Below are 17,694 nucleotides of genomic sequence, written 5' to 3'. Positions count from 1 at the left end.
CGGCCAGCCTTGCTACGGTTCGAGGCGCAGCGAGGGGCGAGCGCACCGGCTCGCCCCTCGCTGCGCGAACGGCCCGAGATCGCTCGTGGCCGCTAGTCGGTCTTCTCCTCGACTTTGTCACCCGCCTTCTCGGCCGCGTCGCCCGTCGACTCCGCGGCGTCCTTGGCCTCGTCCTTGACGTCGCGCGCGGCGTCGTCCACGGCCTCGCCCGCCTTCTCGGCAGGTCCCTCCGGCTGAGGCTTGCTGCCTCCGCAACCGATCACACCGACGCAACCGATGACCATGCTGCCCAGGAGCAGCGATCGAATCCCTGTTTTCACGGTATCCTCTCCTCCGCGCTCGACCATGTCAGCAATGCCCGGGCCAAACCGCGCCGAGCGCGCGCGCGTGCTCCTCGTCATCACACCCTCGGATCCAGGGGATCGCGCCCCTGAGACACATCGCCTCGACCGTGGCGTCCTGCGACGCGCCATGGCCGCCCGCCCAGGATCCGGGAGGCGGGCGCTCTTGGCGCAGGGGCAGGGGAGGCCCCGCACCGCAACGCGGGCGCCTCCGCTTGGCCTCCGCGGCGATCGGAGCAAGACTCCGCCCGGAACCGCGACATGACCCACGACTTCGCCAGCGCGCTCAGCGCCATCTTCACGGGCGAGCGAGCCCGCCTGCTGCACGTGATCGTGCCGGCACACGTCCACGGCCACACGCTGGCGCTGCTGCGGGCGCTCGGTGAAGCAGGCCCGGCGCCCCGTCCCGTCTGGGTCCTGGCCGATCCGGTCTACGGGCCCAGCCGCGGCTGGGCGGCCCGAGAGCGCTCGCTGTCGCGCGAGCTCGGCGCCCCGGCGGCGCTCGCGACGCCCGAGGACGGCCCGCTGCGCGAGCCGCTCGACGCCTTCGCCAGCGCCCTCGCGGCGCACGTCGCCGCCAGCGCCCCGGACGGGACCGCGGTCGTCGTGCTGGCGCCGCAGCACATCGACGACCCGCGCGCCTATGCCCGCGACCTCTTCTGGCTCGCGCACTGCCCCGACCTCGCGCTCGTGCGCTGGGTCCTCGTCGATCCTGCCCACTCGAGCGTCGGCGATCTGCCCACGCGCCTCGGCGAGGGCGCGTCCCGCGTCGTGTGGCCGGAGGCCGACGGCGCGGCCATCGCCGATCTCGAGCGCGTGATCACCGATCTCTCGGCGCGCGGGCGGCGCCTGCCCGCCGATCTGGAGCTGCGCATCGCCGCCGGGTCGCCCCTCCGCGCCCCGGAGCTGCTCCCCGCGCGGCGCCTCCTGCACGAGGCGGACACGTGTTTTCACGCGGGGCGGCACGCCGAGGCCGCGCAGCTCCAGCAGCAAGCCGAGGAGATGCTGGCGAGCCGGGGGCTGGGCGAGGAGGCCGTCCACATCGCCATGCAGCGCGCGCGCTCGCTGATCGCGGCGGGCGTTGTCGAGGAGGGGCATCGGGTGTTCGTCGCCGCGCTGAAGGAGGCGGAGCGGCGCGGCCTGTTCGCGATCGTGCCCGAGGCCTACGCCTCGCTCGGCAGCCTGCACAGCAAGCAGCGCCGCTTCCTGGACGCGTCGGAGGCGTACGCGCGCGCGGGAGAGCTCGCGAACCGCCGCGGGAGCCACGAGTTCGCGGCGGACATGCACCGCTGCTCCGGCCACGCGGCGCTCAACGCCGACATGCCGGACGCCGCGGCGACGGCCTGGCGGCGGGCCTTCGAGCTGCTCGGCTCCGTGGCCCCGACCGTCGGCGCGCTGGAGAAGCCCCAGCAGATCGTCGTGCTCGGGCTCTCCCTTGCCGACGTCTTCGAGGAGCACGGCAACCTCCCTGCCGCGCGCGGGCTGCGGGGGCACGCCGAGGCCATCGAGACCCGCCACCCGCGGCGCTCCGCGACGTGGAGCTGACGCGCGGCGCCGGCCGGGTCAGGCCGCCGGGCGCGCGGGCGGCGGGCCAGCGCCCGGGCCGGGCCGCTCGGCGACGAGGAGCCGGGTGTTCGTGGCCGGGTTGGACGGCGCGAACGGGGCTCCAAGCTGCCGTGCCCAGTCCGCTACGCCCGTGTCGCGCAGCGCCTGGAACCCGGCCCGCTCGACCTCCGTGAGCATCACCTCGCGCCGGCGCAGGCCGATGAGCGGCTCGCTCCAGAGCCACGTGAGCAGGCGGATGATGCGCTGCGCCCGGCGCGGTTCGGGCGGTTCCATGTAGTACACGAGGAGGACGCTGCCCGGCGCCGAGGCGCCGGCGAGCGCCCGCAGCGCCGACCGCAGCGCCTCGTCCGACAGGTACATCACCACCCCCTCCCAGACCCACGCGGTCGGCTCGTCGGATCGATGGCCGGCCGCCGAGAGGCACGCGGCGAGCGCGTCGCGCTCGAAGTCGACGGGCACGTAGGTCAGCTGCTCCACGAGCGGCGGCAGCCCCGCCGCCTTGCGCCGCTTGAAGGCCTGCGTCGCCGGGTGATCGATCTCGAAGAACCGGGTCGCCGAGAGCGCCTTCATCCGGAAAGCGCGCGTGTCGAGCCCCGCCCCCAGGCTCGCGACCTGGCGGCACCCGAGCGCCACCGCGCGCTCGAGCTCGATGTCGATGGCCATCACCCGCAGCGGGACCGCGGAGAGCCGGCCGAGGGCGCGCGCGCGCTTCGCGGGGTCCAGGCGCCGGAGCCGGCGCGCGAACAGCGCCAGCGCGGCGCTCCACCCGCGCGACAAGAGCCGGTGGACGACCGGATCCTCGAAGCCCGGGACATCGGTCAGGCCCTGGTCCGCGAGCGCCCGGATGAGGGCGACGATGGATGCCGTCTGGCTGGGGCGACGCTCACGCATGCCTCGTGCATAGCCTCCGGCGGCGGGCTTTCAAAGCGCGAGGGCCCGGGCAGCGGCCCCGCGGCGCGGTGACGCGAGGAAATTTCGTCGATTCCGGTTCATCGATCCCGACCCGGCTGCTCCGAGCGGCGCGTCGCCGTCCAGGCCGGACACGCAGCGGAGCGGCGCGGTGGTCATCGCCCCGGCGATGCCTCAACACCCCACGAGGCGGACCGTCTTTCCCTCGTGCGCCACCTCGCGCACGAACAGCTTCTCTGCCCACGATCGCTCCTTGCGCAGGTCGAACATCACGAGCCACCCCTCGCCGAGCCCCGCGTGCTCCAGGTACCGCGCCACCTGATCGAGCGCCTCGGCCTCCGTCTCGGTGTCGCGGCGGACCTTCACCTCGATGGCGTGGCGCTCCTCGCGCCAGCAGATCATCAGGTCGAGCGCCCCGCGCCCGAGCCCGTACTCGCGCTCCACCCGTCCACCGCCGTTCACGACCCGCTGCAAGAAGGCCATCAGCATCAGGTGCGGCCCGGCCTCGCGGTAGCCGAACCCCTCGGCGGCGAGGTGGCCGTCCTTGCGCCAGAACGCTTGCCAGTCGGTGAAGAGCTTGTCCATGTCGAGCGAGCCGTCCGGGCGGACGTAAGCGGCGGGCTCGGCCGGGATCTGCGCCTGGCGAATGAACGTGAGCGCCCGAGGGACGACCTCGCGATAGATCGGATTCGCGATCTCGAAGCGCCCGCCGTGGAAGCGGATCAGGCCCAGGCCGAGGACGTAGGAGAAATCGTCATCGAGCACATCGCTGTCCGTTTGCGTGCCAGCCAGCATGGGATCGAGCACGCGCCGCACCCGGGGCTCGCGCAGCCGGGCGATGAGCGAGTCGATGTGCGAGCGGCGCTCCAGGATGAGCGTCTCCTTGGCCGCCTCGACGTGGGTTGTCGTGATCGGGACGGCGCGGTCCTCCACGTCGCGGCGGACGATCTGGTCGGCCATCGCGCTGGTCAGCCACGGGTGGCCCTGTCCCAGCTCCCAGATCCGCCGCACCGCCTCGGGCTCGAAGCGCTGTCCGGTCGCGGCGGTGTGCTGCGCGAGCAGCTCGGCGACCTCGGCCTCGGTGAAGGGGCCGAGCGTCGTCGCCTCGGCGGTGATGTTGAACGGCGAGGTCGTGCCCAGCCACGCGACCGCGCGCCGCTCCTCCAGGGCGAGCGCGCAGTCGCGCACCTGGCGCTGGCCGATGAGGGCCACGCTGGAGGGGAACGGGATCCGGCTCCGGTCGAGGTAACCCTGCCGGAGCTGGGTCAGGAACGAGACCATCGCCGCCCCCACGAGCCCGTCCGCCTCGTCGAAGAGCACGACAAGCGGCCTGTCGCTGCGCGCCTCGAGATCGCGCAGGTAGCGCAGGACGAAGGTGCTCGCCGGATCGACGCGGCGGACGTCGTCCGCGGGGCGGCCGAGGTCGGGCAGGTCGCGGTCGACCGCGGTGTCGAGCGCGTAGAGGACGGCCTCGAAGGCCTTCGCCGGATCGGGCTCTTCGCGGGCGATCTGGACGTCGACCCAGACGGCGCCGAGGTCGCCTTCGTGGTTCAGGTGCTCGACGAGCCAGCGGGCGCTGGTGGTCTTGCCCGTCTGGCGGCCGGCGTGGAGCGTGAAGTACCTGCGTTCCTCGATCGCATCGAGCACCGGCCCCAGCCGGCGCTCGGGCGGCAGCATGTAGTGCTCGCCGGGGATGCAGGGGCCAGCGATGTTGAACGAGAGCTTCACGGGCGAAAGCTACCACGCGAGGGGCGGCCCGGCGGTCGGGCCGCTGGGCCGAGCGCGGGTCGGTTGCGCCGATCGCGCCGGTCGCGCCGCCGCCCTCGCTCGCGCCGTCCGTGGCGGCCGGGACTCCCGTGCTCGGATCAGCCGCCCGTGGTGTCGATGAACCGCATGTCGCGCCCGCTGCGCTCGGGCTCCTCGGGCGGCTCCCACATGTCGCTCGCCAGCTCGAACATGTCCGGTGGAACCACCATGGAGAACGTCTCGCCCTTCTCGCGGTTGCGCTGCTCGACCCGCTCGCGACGCAGCTCGCGGGGCGCGTCGAGCACGTAGACGGTGAGCTCGTACCCCGCGGTGTCCACCCGCTTGTACAGCCGCTCGCGGTCGCGCCGGCGGATCAGGCCGATCTCCAGCACGACGTTCGTGCCCACGTCGATCGCGCTCCTCGTCAGGCTCCAGATCTGCTCGATGCAGCGCGCGGTGCGCTCGTGATACCATTCCATGATCCCCGTCTCGGGCCGATCGGGGCGGAACAGCCGCGCCATCCATTCATCCAGGTTCAACCGGAGGGCGGCGTGATCCCGGTAGAGCCGCTGTGCGAACGTCGATTTCCCTGCGCCCACGGGACCGATGATCAGGTGGATTCGCGCCATGCCCCGACGCTATCCTGCGGTGCTGCCGGCGAGCAAGCGGCGCGCACGTTCCGCCCATCGCAGGCGCCAGCATCTTCATGAGGGGACGCTGAAGCATCCCGTCGAGCTTTTCGGGAAGATTCACAGGGAGGCGGGGAGACGGGGAGAATAAATCCCATGAATCTCCCCGTCTCCCCGCCTCCCTGTTCAATTTTTTTCTTCTCTGAAATGCCGGCAAAGGAGGGATTTGTCAGGAGGGGACGACGCCGCGCCTGGAGCAGCGCCTGGCCAGCCATGAAAGGACCATGACGGCCGCCGCGGCGGCGCCCATTCCGGCCCACGCCGACGGGGGCGCGTCGCGCAGGGCGTCGAAGACCCGTTGACCGAAATAGGCAGTCGCCAGGAGCGGCAGGGTGTACCCGGCCAGCGAGCCCCAGAAATGCGTCCAGAAGCGCACCCCGGAGACGCCGAAGAAGACGTGGAGCATGGGCGGCATCCAGAGCACAAGGCGGAGCACGAACACCGTCAGGAACGCCCGCCGCTTCAGGGCCTCGTCGTAGGCGCGGAAGCGCGCCGGCACCCGCGCGGCGACCCAGTCGCGGGCGACGAAGCGCGCGAACGAGAAGCCCACGACGCTCGCCGCCATGGTGCCCGCCATCGAGAGCGCGAACGCCACCGGCCAGGGCCAGATGAGCGGCGCCGCCAGGATGAACACCGTGCCCGGCACGCCGAACGGCTGGAGCGCGGCGTACGCCAGGACGAACGCGACATACCCCCACGGCCCGAGCGAGAGGAGCGCCAGCTTGATGCGCGCCGGCTCGCCAAAGACCTCGAACAGCCCCGTGCGCTGCGCGACGACGAGGAGCGCGGCGGCCGCGGCGACCACGCCGATCTTCACCCCCCGGCGGGCGCGGGAGGGGGTGAGCGCGGGATCGGCCGGGGAGGCGGGCTGGCGCACCCGACGTTCCTGACAGCCCACCTGCGCACCGTCAAGGCGCCTGTTGACAATTTGGTCTATTCTTGTCAACGTTGACCATCGTGAACGAGGGCGGCCCGAGCTCCACCGACAGACCCGCCGAGGATCTGCGCCGCCGCAAGCTGATGGACGCGGCGTTCACGGTGTTCCTGCGCTTCGGCTTCCGGAAGACGTCGATGGACGAGGTCGCGCGCGCGGCGGGCGTCTCGCGGCAGGGCCTCTACCTCCACTTCGCCACGAAGGAGGAGCTCTTCCGCGCGTCCGTGGGGTACTTCCTTAACACCGCGCTCGCCGCGGCCGCGGCCGCGCTCGGCGACGCGGAGCGCCCCCTGGAGGAGCGGCTCGTGGCCGCGTTCGACGCGTGGATCGGCCGGTTCGTCGGCGCGCTCGGGGCCGACGCGGCGGATCTCTCGACCGCCGCGAGCGAGCTCGTCGGCCCCCTCGTCGCCGAGCACGAGGGGCGGTTCGTCGAGGCCGTGGCCGAGGCCTTGCGCGCCTCCGGGCTCGCGGCCGCCTACGAGCCCGCGGGGGTCACCGGGCGCCAGCTCGCGGACACCCTGGTCTCCTCGGCGCGCGGCCTGAAGCACGGCGCCGCGACGCGCGAGGCCTTCGTCGAGGGCATGGCCATCGCCGCGCGCGTCGTGTGCTTGCCGGAGCGGCGCGCCCGGGAGGCGAGGGCGGCGCAATCCCCGCAGGCGGCGCCATCACGGCAAGGAGAGCCGTCCGCGCCGGGCGCTCGCCGCGAGGGCAAGGGGCGCGGCAGCGCGGCGCGCAAGGCGCGCGGCACGGCGCGATAGCCGGAGGGCCACCCGAGCTCGGCGCGGCGGCCCCGCGCCTCAGCCCCGGCTGAAGCGCAGCCGCGAGCGCTCGCGCGCCTTGGTCGCCTCGACCTCGCGGTCCCGCGGCGCGGCGGTCGTGGACAGCGACGCCATCAGCACGCGCGCCGCGGCCGCGACGTCCTCCACGGCCTGCGCGAACGCCGCTTCGTTGGCCTGCGACGGCCGGTTGAAGCCGCTCAGCTTCCGCACGAACTGCAGCGACGCCGCCCGGATCTCCTCCTCCGTCGCCGGGGGCTCGAAGTTGAACAGCGTCCTGATGTTCCGGCACATGGCGATCTCCCGAGGCTCGATGTGTACGGGGGACGATCCTAGTCTCGAGCCACGCCGGCGGTCCAGGCGCTCTCGCGGCGCGTCAGCGCCTCTGCTGGCGCGCCGCGACAGTCGTTGACGCGGCCACCGTGTAGGCAATTCGCGCATACACGCGGCGAGACACACGACGAGATCGCGGCGAGACACGTAGGCGAGACACGTAACAGACACGTACCAAACGCGACACGGCCGCATCACGACATCACCCTTGTTGGCTGCCCAACAGGGAGCACACCAATGGCATCAGGAAGTTCTTGATTCCTCAAGGATAACCGTGCACTTCTACACTGAGGAGTCCTTTTGCCAAAGCCCCCTGGCAAGGAGGTCGGTATGCCCCCACATCGTGCACTGCGCTCCCAGAATCGCCTGCTCTCCACCGCCGCCACGCTCGTTTGCCTCGCTGTCGGAGCAAGCGCGGAGGCGGCTCCGTCGTACACCCTCTTCGAGAGCGGTCAGGTCCGACCGCTCGCGCTCTCACCAAGCCGAAACCTGCTCTTCGCGGCCAACACACCCGACAACCGTCTGGAGATCTTCTACGTCTCGTCGGGTGGTCTGACACACATTTCATCCGTGACCGTCGGCCTGGAGCCCGTCGCCGTCGCCGCGCGCAACGACGGCGAGGTGTGGGTCGTCAATCACCTCTCCGATAGCGTCAGCGTCGTCGACGTCTCGTTCCCCTTGCGGCCGCGGGTCGTGCGCACGCTGCTCGTCGGGGACGAGCCGCGGGACATCGTCTTCGGCGGTCCCGGGCGGTCGCGCGCGTTCATCACCGCCGCCCACCGCGGCCAGAACGCGCCGTTCGATCCGCAGCTGACGACGCCCGGGGTCGGCCGCGCCGACGTGTGGGTGTTCAACGCGAGCGCCATCGCGACCCAGCCATCGCTCGGAGGCACGCCCCTCACGATCCTCTCCTTCTTCACCGACACGCCGAGGGCGCTCGCCGTCAGCCCGGACGGGACCTCGGTGTACGCCGCCGGCTTCCACACCGGCAACCGCACGACCGCCGTGCACCGCGCGATCGTGGAGGACGAGGGCGGGATGCTGCCGCCGTTCACCAATTACCTCGGGGTGCCGCAGCTGACGACGTCGCTCATCGTCCAGCACGACGGCGCCAACTGGCTCGACGCCGGGGGCAACGCCTGGGACGCCTCGGTCATGTTCTCGCTGCCCGACAAGGACGTCTTCGTCATCGACGCCACGGCCAATCCCCCTGTCCAGCGGCCCGGCAGCGCCGGCTACTTCACCGGCGTCGGGACCGTCCTCTACAACATGGTCGTCAACCCGGCGAACGGGAAGGTCTATGTCTCCAACACCGAGGCGTTCAACCTCGATCGCTTCGAGGGCCCGGGCACCTTCGCCGGCACGAGCGTCCGGGGACACCTGCACGAGAGCCGGATCTCCGTGCTCGGCAGCGGCGGCTCGGTCCTGCCGCGGCACCTGAACAAACACATCGATTACTCGACGTGCTGCGCTCCGGTGCCCAACGCCGAGAACGCGAAGAGCCTGGCCACGCCGGTCGACATGGCGGTGACGAGCGACGGATCGAAGCTCTACGTCGCGGCGTTCGGGTCGAGCAAGGTCGGCGTCTTCCAGACGGCCCAGATCGAGAATGACACCTTCACGCCGAGCCTCGCGAGCCAGATCCAGGTCACCGGCGGCGGGCCGAGCGGCCTCGCGCTCGATCAGCCGCGCGGACGCCTGTACGTGCTCACGCGCTTCGACAACTCCATCTCGATCGTCAACACGTCCACGAACGCCGAGACGGCGCACATCGCCCTCCACAACCCCGAGCCGGAGAGCGTGGTCCGCGGGCGGAGGTTCCTCCATGACGCGAGCTTCTCGTCGGCCCACGGCGACTCGTCGTGCGCGACCTGCCACGTCTTCGGCGACGTCGACAGCCTGGCATGGGATCTCGGCAACCCCGACGGGGACACCGTGACGAACCCTGGGCCGTTCACGAACATCAACCCGCCGTTCCCCGCCGACACCTCGCTGAAGCCCATGAAAGGGCCGATGACGACCCAGAGCCTGCGCGGCATGGCCAACCACGGCCCGATGCACTGGCGCGGCGACCGCACGGGCGGCAACGACGCGTCCACCGCGCAGCCGGACAGCGGGGCCTTCGACGAGCGCGCGGCGTTCGAGAAATTCCAGGGCGGCTTCACCAACCTGCTCGGCCGGCACGCGCCCATCCCCGACGAGGACATGGAGGCGTTCACGGACTTCATCCTCCAGCTCTCGTATCCGCCGAACCCGATCCGGAACCTGGACAACTCGCTGAACGCCGATCAACAGGCCGGGCGCGATCACTTCTTCCGCGAAGGCGGCGCCGGGACCTTCTCGTGCAATTCCTGCCATACCCTGGACCCGGACGGGAACGCCGGTACCAGCGAGCCTTTCCCTGGCTTCTTCGGGACGGACGGCGCGAGCATCGGCCAGGAGAACGGCCAGAGCTTCAAGATCCCCCACCTGCGCAACATGTACCAGAAGGTCGGCATGTTCGGCATGGCTCCCGTCCCGAGCCTCTTCCACCTGGGAGACAACGACTTCAAGGGCGACCAGATCCGCGGCTTCGGGTTCATGCACGACGGGGTGATGGACACGCTCTTCCGCTTCCACCAGGCGATCGGGTTCGAGCAGAGCGAGTTCTCGCCGAACGGCTTCCCGCCCGGCGCGCCCGGCGAGCTCCTCCGCGAGCAGGCCGTGGAGTACATGCTCGCGTTCGACACGAACCTCGCCCCCATCGTCGGGCAGCAGGTCACGCTCGGCTCGCACAACGCCACGGCGGCGTGGCCGCGCATCGACCTGCTCCGCCAGCGCGCCGAGGTCGGGGAGTGCGACCTCGTGGCGAAGCTCCCGTTCCTCCTCGAGGAGACCGGCCTCCTCTATATCGGAGGTGGCCAGTTCACCTCGGCGCGGGCCGCGGCCCCGCCCTTGAGCGATCTCGTCCTGCGCTCGCTCGCCGCGCTCACCGGGCACCCGGTGACGTACACCTGCGTGCCGCCGGGCTCGGGCACGCGCATCGGCATCGACCGCGACGGCGACGGGTTCCTCGACGGTGATGAGTGCGACGCGGGCACGGATCCCGCGGATCCGACGAGCCACTGAGTCGCCACTGCGTCGTTACCGAGTCGAGCCAGCGCCGCGCCGCACCGCGCTCCACGCAGCGCGGCCGGCGCGGCGCCTCAGCCGCGCTCCAGGCGGCGGCCGGCGCGGCGCCTCAGCGGCGGCGCGCGCCCATGCACCAGCGCAGCGCTTCCTTCAGGCTGCGCAGCGTCTTGACCTGCGAGAGATCGAAGCCGAGGCCGACCATCGTCTGCGCGACGGGCGGGCGGATGCCGGTGACCACGCCCTTGCAGCCGAGCAGCGTCAATCCATTGATGATCTTGATGAGGTGCTGCGCCGTCGTCGTGTCGACCGAATCGAGCCCGGTGAGGTCGAGGATGGCGAAGGCGGATTGCTTCTCCACCACGCTCGCGAGCAGCGACTCCATCACCATCGCCGCGCGATCCGCGTCGACCGAGCCGATCAAGGGGACGATGAGCACGTCCTGCCAGACCTCGATGATGGGGCTCGACAGCCGCGCGATCGACTCCTGCTGATCCTGCGTCAACCGCAGCTGCTCCCGCAGCTGCTGCTCGACGCGGAGCTGCTGCGTGATGTCCTCGCAGATGGCGCCGACGCCGGTCGTCTCCCCGAGGACGTCCTTCTGGGGAACGAACCTCGTCCGCCAGATCCTGTCTCGCCGGATCTGCTCGACCTGCGCGATCTCCCCGGAGAGGGCGTGCTCGAAGGCCGCGCGCACGTCCTCGGTGTCGCCGCACAGCTCGCGCATGTGCTTGCCCAGCTCGCCTCGCTCCGTACAACCGATCTGCGCGAGCGCCCCGCCCTGCGCGATCACGCAGAGGCCCGCCCTGTCGAACGCCAGGATGGCGATGGGCATGCTGTCGATGCACGCGCGGAGCAGCTCCCCCTTCACGGCGAGCCTGACGTCGTCGGCCAGGTTGATGCCGAACGTCTGGACGCCCACGATCTCGCCGTCATCGTCCCGGCGGGGCGCGTAGTGCACGATCCAGTGCACGCCCCCGGCCACGGTGTCCGTGCGGACCGGCTCCCCCTCGAGGACGCGCTTGCACAGGCCCATGACGTCCGCGTCCGCGCCGTAGAGATCGAACATGTTCATCCCGACGAGCTGATGGCGTTTGAGCCCCATGCTCTCGAGCCCGTTGCCGTCGGAGACATGGATTGTGCCCGCCCGATCGCACCACCAGACGATCGCATCCATCGTCTGGAACACGTCGACGAGGATGCGCGCCTGGGCCTCCCACTCCCTGCGATCGGGCTTCACGGCGGCCCAGAGCGCCGTGTCGTCGGCTCGCCACAGCGTCCAGTGCAGCGGGACGCTCTCCCCGCGGGCGCCGACGACGCGCGCCGCGGTGGAGACGATGCCCGCGGCGGCGCGCGCGCCAGTGATCCGGGCTGACAGCTCGCCCCGATCGTCCTCGTGAACGCGCTCGAGGAGTCGCCCGGACGGGCCAACGCAGCGCTCCCAGGCCGCGTTGCAGGCCACCACCTCCCCCGCGCTGGAGAGCAACGCCAGCGGTGTGGGTGTGCCGTCGAGCAGTGTCTTACACGAGAGCGAAGCGAGCCTGTCGTCCATTGAATCCTTGCAGGAGGCCAGAAGCGACGACCCTCGGCGTGCCAGCCCCGGGCCTCTCACGGTGGGTGAACAAACGCGCTGTGGGCGCCGTCACGACACCGGGTGCGAAGAGGTGGGATGCTGCTCGGATTCTCGGCGCTTGGGTCATCGAGCCTGGCACCATGGCGAACCGTAACGCGGTGATATCATTTGAGGGCGCCGAGACGCCAGCCTCATCGCTAGACGCGCCGCGGCGGATCGAGGCTCGGGGGGGCGCGCGTGCATCCGCCGAGAGGTCGGCCTGGAGCTCGCCGCGTGGAGAGGGAGAGCGGCCGCCGCTGCACGGCCGCCGAGCGCGAGGCGGGCGCGCGGACACTGGCGGTGACGTGCGCTGGCGGACGTCGTTTAACGCGTCGCGCTCGCCTTGGCGTGCGCGCCAGCGCGCATTAGAGACCTGCCGAATGGAACCCGAGGCCCACGAGAGATTCGCTGACTCGGACCCGAGTTTCCGACAACTCCATCCTTGCGAGCGCCTCATCAGCGTCGTGCAGGACCTCTCGCTGGCCCGTGACCTCCAGGCGATCATGCAGATTGTCGATCGGGCCGCCCGCGACCTCACGGGCGCAGACGGCGCTTCCTTCGTGCTCCGCGACGGCGACCTCTGTTACTACGCGCAGGAAGACTCGATCGCCCCGCTCTGGCAGGGGAAGCGGTTTCCGATGTCGGCGTGCGTCAGCGGCTGGGTGATGCTGAATCGGAGGCCGGCGGTCATCGGCGACATCACGCGCGACGCCCGCGTCCCTATCGACGCCTATCGACCCACCTACGTGCGGAGCATGGCCATGGTGCCGATCCGCGCGCGCGCTCCGCTCGGGGCGATCGGGACCTACTGGAGATCCATACGAGAGATCCCGCAGAGCGAGGTGTCGCTGCTCCAGGCGCTCGCCGGCAGCGCCGCCGTGGCCCTGGAGAACGTCGCGCTCCACGACGGCCTGGAGAAGGGTAAGGCGCGGGCGCGCGAGGTCGAGGCGGCGAACCGCGATCTCGCGGAGAGGCAAAAGGCCCTGGAGGAGCTCCACCGGCAGAACGAGGCGCTGAGCGAGTTCCTCGCGCACGATCTCAGGAGCCCCGCCGCCGGCATCATCCTCGCCGCGCAGGCGCGCCTGAAAAAGCAGGATCTCCCGGAGCCGGAGCGGCGCCGATGGAATGCCGTCCTCACCTCGGCCGAGGTCATCCAGCGCACCGCGCTGAACCTGCTCGACGTCGCGAGCCGCCAGCACGGGATGTTCGTGCTGCGGCCCGCCGAGCTCGATCCGGCGTCGCTGTTCGAAGGTGTGGCCGAGATCCTGGCGCCGCTCGCCGCGTCGCGCGGGCAGCGAATCGAGCTCTGCCCTGCCATGCCGAGCTGCCTTCTCCGCGCCGATGAGGAGCTCGTGCGGCGCGTCCTGCTGAACCTCGTCGACAATGCGCTCCGTCATAGCCCGCCCCACGGCGCGGTGCGCCTCGAGGCGCGGTGGCTCGACCCGGGCTGGGTCGAGCTCAACGTGTGTGATGAGGGCCTGGGGATCCCGGCCCACCTGCGCGACCGCATCTTCGACAAGTACGCGCGGCTCGCCGACGGGGGCGCGATCTCCGCGGCCGGCCGCGGCCTCGGGCTGACGTTCTGCCGGCTGGTCGTCGAGGCGCACGGCGGCACGATCGACGTGAGGGACAACGAGGGGCGGGGGAGCCGATTCTGCGTTCAGCTGCCGGCAGCCTGACAGGAGAGCGTCGCGAGCGCCGAGAGCGGGTGTCGCTCAGATTCCCGCCAAGGATGCCAGCGAGATGAGGTGCTTGTCAGGGATCGCTTCACGACGACGAAGCGATGACGTCGTCGATGTCGTGTCATGTGATCTATCGATTATCGCGCCTCTCCCCGGGCGGCCGAGCGAGAGGCGCGCGGCCTCGCGTGCGGCGCGCCCGCGCGCCTCTCGCTCGGCCGCCCGGCGATACCTCGCGCGTCTTGCGATTCCGGAGGCGATCAGGTAGCGCAGGATCCACGGTGAGCTCTCCCGCGGACCCCGTGCACATCGCGACGCACCCGCCGCGGGCGCCCTCCCTCGGGCTCGCGCCGCGGCCGCGAGGTGCCTCATGAGGGAGCGGCTCGAGAGCCTGCTCCTCGTCCTGGCCGTCGGCTCGGCGGTCGCGATCGGGGCGAAGCGCGTCGCGATCCCCTACAACGTCGCGCTCGTGCTCGTGGGGCTGCTGCTCGTCGTCGTCGACGTGCTCCCGAAGGCGCCGATGGACCCGGAGGTCATCCTCATCGCGTTCCTCCCGGTGCTCGTGTTCGAGGGCGCCCTGTTCGCCGACGCGGACAGCCTGAGGGGCGCGAGCCGGCCGATCCTCGCGCTCGCCGTGCCGGGCGTGCTCATCTCGCTGCTCGGCACCGCCGCGGTGGCGACGCAGCTGCTCGCGCTCCCGTTCGCGGCGGCGCTCCTCCTCGGCGCGCTGCTCTCGATCACCGACACCGTGAGCGTGCTGCTCGCCTTCCGCAGCGTCCGCGTGCCGCACCGGCTCGCGGCCATCATGGAAGGCGAGAGCCTCTTCAACGACGGCACCGCGCTCGTGCTCGTGGTGCTCGCGTCGCAGGTCCTCGCGAGCGGCACCTTCGACGGCGCCGAGACCTTCCGCGCGCTCACCCTGGCCATGATCGGCGGCGCGGCCGTCGGGGGCGCGTTCGGCGCCGTCGGCGCGTCCCTCCTCCGCCGCACGCCGGATCACCTGACCGCGATCCTCGCCTCCATCGTGCTCGTGTTCGCCACGGCCCTGCTCGCCGAGCGGCTCCACGCCTCGCCGGTCATCGCCGTCGTGGTCCTCGGGGTGATCGTCGGCAGGGCCGCGCGCCGCATCCTCGAGCCCTCGCGCGTGCTCGCGCTCCAGGGCTTCTGGGAGACGAGCGGCTTCTGCCTCAACGTGGTGCTCTTCGAGCTCGTCGGCATGCAGATCCAGGCGGACATGCTCGTGCGGGAGGCGGCGTCCATCGGCCTCGCGCTGATCGCCCTGCACGGGGGCAGGGCGGTGGCCGTCTACGGCTGCTTCGGCGTGCTCCGGGCGCTCACGGGCGAGCTCGTGCCCTTCCGCTGGCAGCACGTGATGCTCGTCGGCAACATCAAGGGCGCGCTGTCGATGGCGGCGGTGCTCAGCCTCCCGAGCGGCCTGCCGTACCGCGACCGCCTGATCACGATCGTCTTCGGGGTGACCTTCGTCACGCTGGTCGCGCAGGCGCTGCCGTTCGCGCGGCTGCTCAAGTTCCTGCGGGTCGCGATCCCGACGGCGGACGCCGCGCTCGACGCCGCGAAGGCCACGCTCATCGCGGCGCGGCGCGGCCAGTCCGAGCTCGACGATCTGCTCGCGGCGGGCCTCGTGTCCCGCAAGGAGCACGCCGAGCGCCGCGCCGCGTTCCAGCGGCAGGTCATCCACGCGGAGGTGGCGCTCCAGACGCCGCAGGGCGAGGTGGTCCGCGACCACCTCACCGATCTCGCCCTGCTTGCGGCGCAGAAGGCGGCGGTGCTCGACGCGGCGAGGCGCGGCCTCATCGCCGCCGACACCGCGCACGCCCACGTGAACCGGATCGACAGGGCCATGGTGGAGCTCCCCGGCGGACACGCGGCGCCCGGCGCGAACCCTCACGAGCACGAAGGAGAGAGCTGACATGCGCGTTCTCATCGCGGGCGCCGGGCGCGCAGGGCTGAGCGTCGCGGTCCACCTCGCGAAGATGGGCCACGACGTGACGACCGTCGATCGCGACGAGTCGATCGCCAACAGCGCGTTCGAGCGGCACGGCCTCGTCTCGCTCGTGGGCGACGCGACCGACGCCGGGCTCCTCCAGGAGGCCGAGGTGGCGCGCGCCGACGTGGTGGTGGCGATGCTCCGCCGCGACGCCGACAACCTCGCCGTGGCGCTCCTCGCGCAGGCCGGGGGGGCCAAGCGCGTCATGGTGCGCATGCGGGACCCCGCCTACCGGAGCGTGTACGTCCGCGCGGGCGTGGACCAGATCCTCTCCGAGATCGACGTCTTCATCGGCGCGATGGCCACCGCCATCGAGCACCCGGGCGTCCGCCACGCCATGGTGCTCGGCGCCGGCGAGTCGGTCGCGTTCGAGCTCGACGTCCCGGTCGACTCGGTGATCGCGGGCCGCACGGTGAGCACCATCGCGGGCAGCGCCAGCTTCCCTTCGTCGTGCGTCTTCGCCGGCGTCTACCGCCCGGATGGCCGCGTCGAGGCGCCGCGCGGCTCGTCCGTCGTCGCGGGGGGCGCCACGGTGCTCCTCGTGGCCGCGCGCGACGAGCTCACCGAGGTCATCGCGTTCTTCCTCCGGCGCGAGCCCGCGAGCGGCGGGGGCAACGAGCGCCGCTGACACGAGGCAGGTGTTCTATGACGAGGTGCGTGGGGACCACGGGCTCATGGGCACGGCTTGCGGCGGCGCTGGCCGTCCTCTCTGCCTGCGGCGGCGATGACGCCGGGGCCGCGGCGGGCGGCGGCGTCATCGCCGCCGTCTCGTACTACCGGGACGTCAAACCCATCTTCGACGCGCGGTGCGCGGGGTGCCACAGCGACGGCGGCGTCGCGCCGTTCTCGCTCGAGGGCCACGAGACCGCGGCGTCCTGGGCCGCGCCCATCAAGCGGGCCGTCGTCGAGCGCACGATGCCCCCCTGGCCGGCCGACAACACCTGCGCCGAGTACGTGGGCGACCGCTCCCTGTCCGAGCAGCAGATCCAGACCATCGCCGCGTGGGTCGACGGCGGCGCGGCCGTGGGCGATCCGGCGGACGAGGGCCCGCCGATCGACCCGCCGGCGAGCGCCGCGCTCGCTCGTGTGGACCGGACGCTCGAGATGCCGGTCGAGTACACCCCGCAGACGGGGCCCGACGAGTACCGCTGCTTCGTGATCGACTGGCCGGAGGAGGCCGTGCGGTACGTCACCGGCTTTGGGATCAGGCCCGGCGAGCAGCGCGTCGTCCACCACGTGATCGCCTTCATCGCGGCGCCGGACCAGCTCGCCGAGCTCGACGCCCTCGACGCGGCCGACCCGGGCCCGGGTTATCCCTGCTACGGCGGCCCTGGGCTCAAGCCGCGCTGGCTCGGCGGCTGGGTGCCCGGCGGCGGGAGCATGATCTTCCCGCCGGGCGCGGGCACCCGGATCGAGCCTGGCTCCAGGCTGATCATGCAGGTCCACTACAACACGCTGACGGCGGGCAAGCTGGCGGATCGCACCGCGATCGACGTGACGCTGGAGAGCTCGGTCGAGCGGGAGGGCACGATGCAGCCGTGGGCGAACCCGGCCTGGCTCACCGGCGACTCCATGCTGATCCCTGCCCTGGAGAGCGACGTCGTCCACCGCTGGGGAGCCGATCCCTCGCGGGCGCTCGCGGGCAGCGAGCCGATCGAGATCCACTGGGTGGGCCTCCACATGCACACGCTCGGCACGCGCGCGCGCCTCGAGATCGAGCGCGCGGGCGGCGGCTCGGAGTGTGTGCTCGATATCCCGCGCTGGGACTTCCACTGGCAGGGAAACTACAAGCTCGCCGAGCCCAAGGAGCTCGAGCCGGGCGACAAGCTGTCGATCGAGTGCCACTGGGACAACACGCCCGAGAAGCAGCCGATCATCGACGGACAGCCGCGGGTCCCCGGGGATGTCGTCTGGGGAGAGGGCACGACCGACGAGATGTGCCTCGGCACGTTCTACATGACCGGGCGCTGAGCGCGGGCTTGCCTGAAGCGAT

General features: G+C 71.6%; 14 protein-coding genes. 7 read left to right on the top strand and 7 right to left on the bottom strand.

The window, feature by feature from the left end; translation table 11 throughout:
* Positions 1–92 precede the first annotated feature (92 nt).
* Entirely contained in the window at positions 93–320 is a 228-nt protein-coding gene (locus WMF44_RS39915) for a hypothetical protein (protein WP_437295283.1), read from the bottom strand.
* A gap of 282 nt (positions 321–602) precedes the next feature.
* Here WMF44_RS39915 and WMF44_RS39910 point away from each other — a divergent pair, with 282 nt between their 5' ends.
* Positions 603–1,886 carry a hypothetical protein gene (locus tag WMF44_RS39910; protein WP_437295282.1) on the top strand — a complete coding sequence of 428 codons (1,284 nt, stop codon included), beginning with the start codon at positions 603–605 and terminating at the stop codon, positions 1,884–1,886.
* Between the two features lie 18 nt (positions 1,887–1,904).
* On the opposite strand, the gene WMF44_RS39905 is transcribed toward WMF44_RS39910, so the two are convergent.
* From WMF44_RS39905 to WMF44_RS39890, 4 genes are all read right to left on the bottom strand, one after another.
* Positions 1,905–2,798 carry a class I SAM-dependent methyltransferase gene (locus WMF44_RS39905; protein ID WP_437295281.1) on the bottom strand — a complete coding sequence of 298 codons (894 nt, stop codon included), beginning with the start codon at positions 2,796–2,798 and terminating at the stop codon, positions 1,905–1,907.
* A gap of 192 nt (positions 2,799–2,990) precedes the next feature.
* The gene (locus tag WMF44_RS39900) at positions 2,991–4,544 is read right to left on the bottom strand and encodes an AAA family ATPase (RefSeq protein ID WP_437295280.1); all 1,554 of its coding nucleotides are present in this window, start codon (positions 4,542–4,544) and stop codon (positions 2,991–2,993) included.
* A gap of 137 nt (positions 4,545–4,681) precedes the next feature.
* Positions 4,682–5,191, bottom strand: a complete 510-nt coding sequence (locus tag WMF44_RS39895; RefSeq protein WP_437295279.1) for an AAA family ATPase — start codon at positions 5,189–5,191, stop codon at positions 4,682–4,684.
* A 229-nt stretch (positions 5,192–5,420) separates the two neighbouring features.
* Entirely contained in the window at positions 5,421–6,128 is a 708-nt protein-coding gene (locus tag WMF44_RS39890) for a TVP38/TMEM64 family protein (protein ID WP_437295278.1), read from the bottom strand.
* Positions 6,129–6,208: 80 nt separating this feature from the next.
* Here WMF44_RS39890 and WMF44_RS39885 point away from each other — a divergent pair, with 80 nt between their 5' ends.
* Complete coding sequence (locus WMF44_RS39885) at positions 6,209–6,943, top strand: TetR/AcrR family transcriptional regulator (RefSeq protein WP_437301666.1); 735 nt, start codon at positions 6,209–6,211, stop codon at positions 6,941–6,943.
* A 39-nt stretch (positions 6,944–6,982) separates the two neighbouring features.
* On the opposite strand, the gene WMF44_RS39880 is transcribed toward WMF44_RS39885, so the two are convergent.
* Positions 6,983–7,255, bottom strand: a complete 273-nt coding sequence (locus tag WMF44_RS39880) for a DUF2277 domain-containing protein (protein WP_437295277.1) — start codon at positions 7,253–7,255, stop codon at positions 6,983–6,985.
* 369 nt (positions 7,256–7,624) lie between these two features.
* Between WMF44_RS39880 and WMF44_RS39875 the strand changes: the two genes are divergently transcribed.
* The gene (locus tag WMF44_RS39875) at positions 7,625–10,402 is read left to right on the top strand and encodes a hypothetical protein (protein WP_437295276.1); all 2,778 of its coding nucleotides are present in this window, start codon (positions 7,625–7,627) and stop codon (positions 10,400–10,402) included.
* Positions 10,403–10,514: 112 nt separating this feature from the next.
* Here WMF44_RS39875 and WMF44_RS39870 read toward each other — a convergent pair whose 3' ends face one another.
* Positions 10,515–11,954 (bottom strand): PAS domain-containing protein, encoded by a 1,440-nt coding sequence (locus WMF44_RS39870; protein WP_437295275.1) that lies wholly within the window; start codon positions 11,952–11,954, stop codon positions 10,515–10,517.
* 161 nt (positions 11,955–12,115) lie between these two features.
* On the opposite strand from WMF44_RS39870, the gene WMF44_RS39865 reads away from it, so the two are divergent.
* From WMF44_RS39865 to WMF44_RS39850, 4 genes are all read left to right on the top strand, one after another.
* Positions 12,116–13,693 carry an ATP-binding protein gene (locus tag WMF44_RS39865; protein ID WP_437295274.1) on the top strand — a complete coding sequence of 526 codons (1,578 nt, stop codon included), beginning with the start codon at positions 12,116–12,118 and terminating at the stop codon, positions 13,691–13,693.
* A 370-nt stretch (positions 13,694–14,063) separates the two neighbouring features.
* A complete protein-coding gene (locus WMF44_RS39860) occupies positions 14,064–15,623 on the top strand; it encodes a cation:proton antiporter (protein ID WP_437295273.1) in 1,560 nt (519 codons plus the stop codon).
* Between the two features lies 1 nt (position 15,624).
* Positions 15,625–16,329, top strand: coding sequence for a potassium channel family protein (locus tag WMF44_RS39855; protein WP_012240074.1), 705 nt, complete (start codon positions 15,625–15,627; stop codon positions 16,327–16,329).
* Positions 16,330–16,346: 17 nt separating this feature from the next.
* Positions 16,347–17,672: a monooxygenase gene (locus WMF44_RS39850; protein WP_437295272.1), complete on the top strand. Its 1,326-nt coding sequence runs from the start codon at positions 16,347–16,349 to the stop codon at positions 17,670–17,672.
* The last annotated feature ends 22 nt before the right edge of the window (positions 17,673–17,694 follow it).

The organism is Sorangium sp. So ce426, assembly GCF_051475585.1.
Classification (GTDB): domain Bacteria; phylum Myxococcota_A; class Polyangia; order Polyangiales; family Polyangiaceae; genus Sorangium; species Sorangium cellulosum_B.
This window is presented reverse-complemented; position numbering and strand designations above follow the sequence as displayed.

Excerpts from the sequence above, each read along its gene's own strand:
- WMF44_RS39895 (WP_437295279.1), bottom strand. The coding sequence starts at position 5,191 with ATGGCGCGAATCCACCTGATCATCGGTCCCGTGGGCGCAGGGAAATCG.
- WMF44_RS39875 (WP_437295276.1), top strand. The coding sequence starts at position 7,625 with ATGCCCCCACATCGTGCACTGCGCTCCCAGAATCGCCTGCTCTCCACC.
- WMF44_RS39870 (WP_437295275.1), bottom strand. The coding sequence starts at position 11,954 with ATGGACGACAGGCTCGCTTCGCTCTCGTGTAAGACACTGCTCGACGGC.
- WMF44_RS39910 (WP_437295282.1), top strand. The coding sequence starts at position 603 with ATGACCCACGACTTCGCCAGCGCGCTCAGCGCCATCTTCACGGGCGAG.
- WMF44_RS39905 (WP_437295281.1), bottom strand. The coding sequence starts at position 2,798 with ATGCGTGAGCGTCGCCCCAGCCAGACGGCATCCATCGTCGCCCTCATC.
- WMF44_RS39880 (WP_437295277.1), bottom strand. The coding sequence starts at position 7,255 with ATGTGCCGGAACATCAGGACGCTGTTCAACTTCGAGCCCCCGGCGACG.
- WMF44_RS39850 (WP_437295272.1), top strand. The coding sequence starts at position 16,347 with ATGACGAGGTGCGTGGGGACCACGGGCTCATGGGCACGGCTTGCGGCG.
- WMF44_RS39865 (WP_437295274.1), top strand. The coding sequence starts at position 12,116 with ATGGCGAACCGTAACGCGGTGATATCATTTGAGGGCGCCGAGACGCCA.
- WMF44_RS39855 (WP_012240074.1), top strand. The coding sequence starts at position 15,625 with ATGCGCGTTCTCATCGCGGGCGCCGGGCGCGCAGGGCTGAGCGTCGCG.
- WMF44_RS39860 (WP_437295273.1), top strand. The coding sequence starts at position 14,064 with ATGAGGGAGCGGCTCGAGAGCCTGCTCCTCGTCCTGGCCGTCGGCTCG.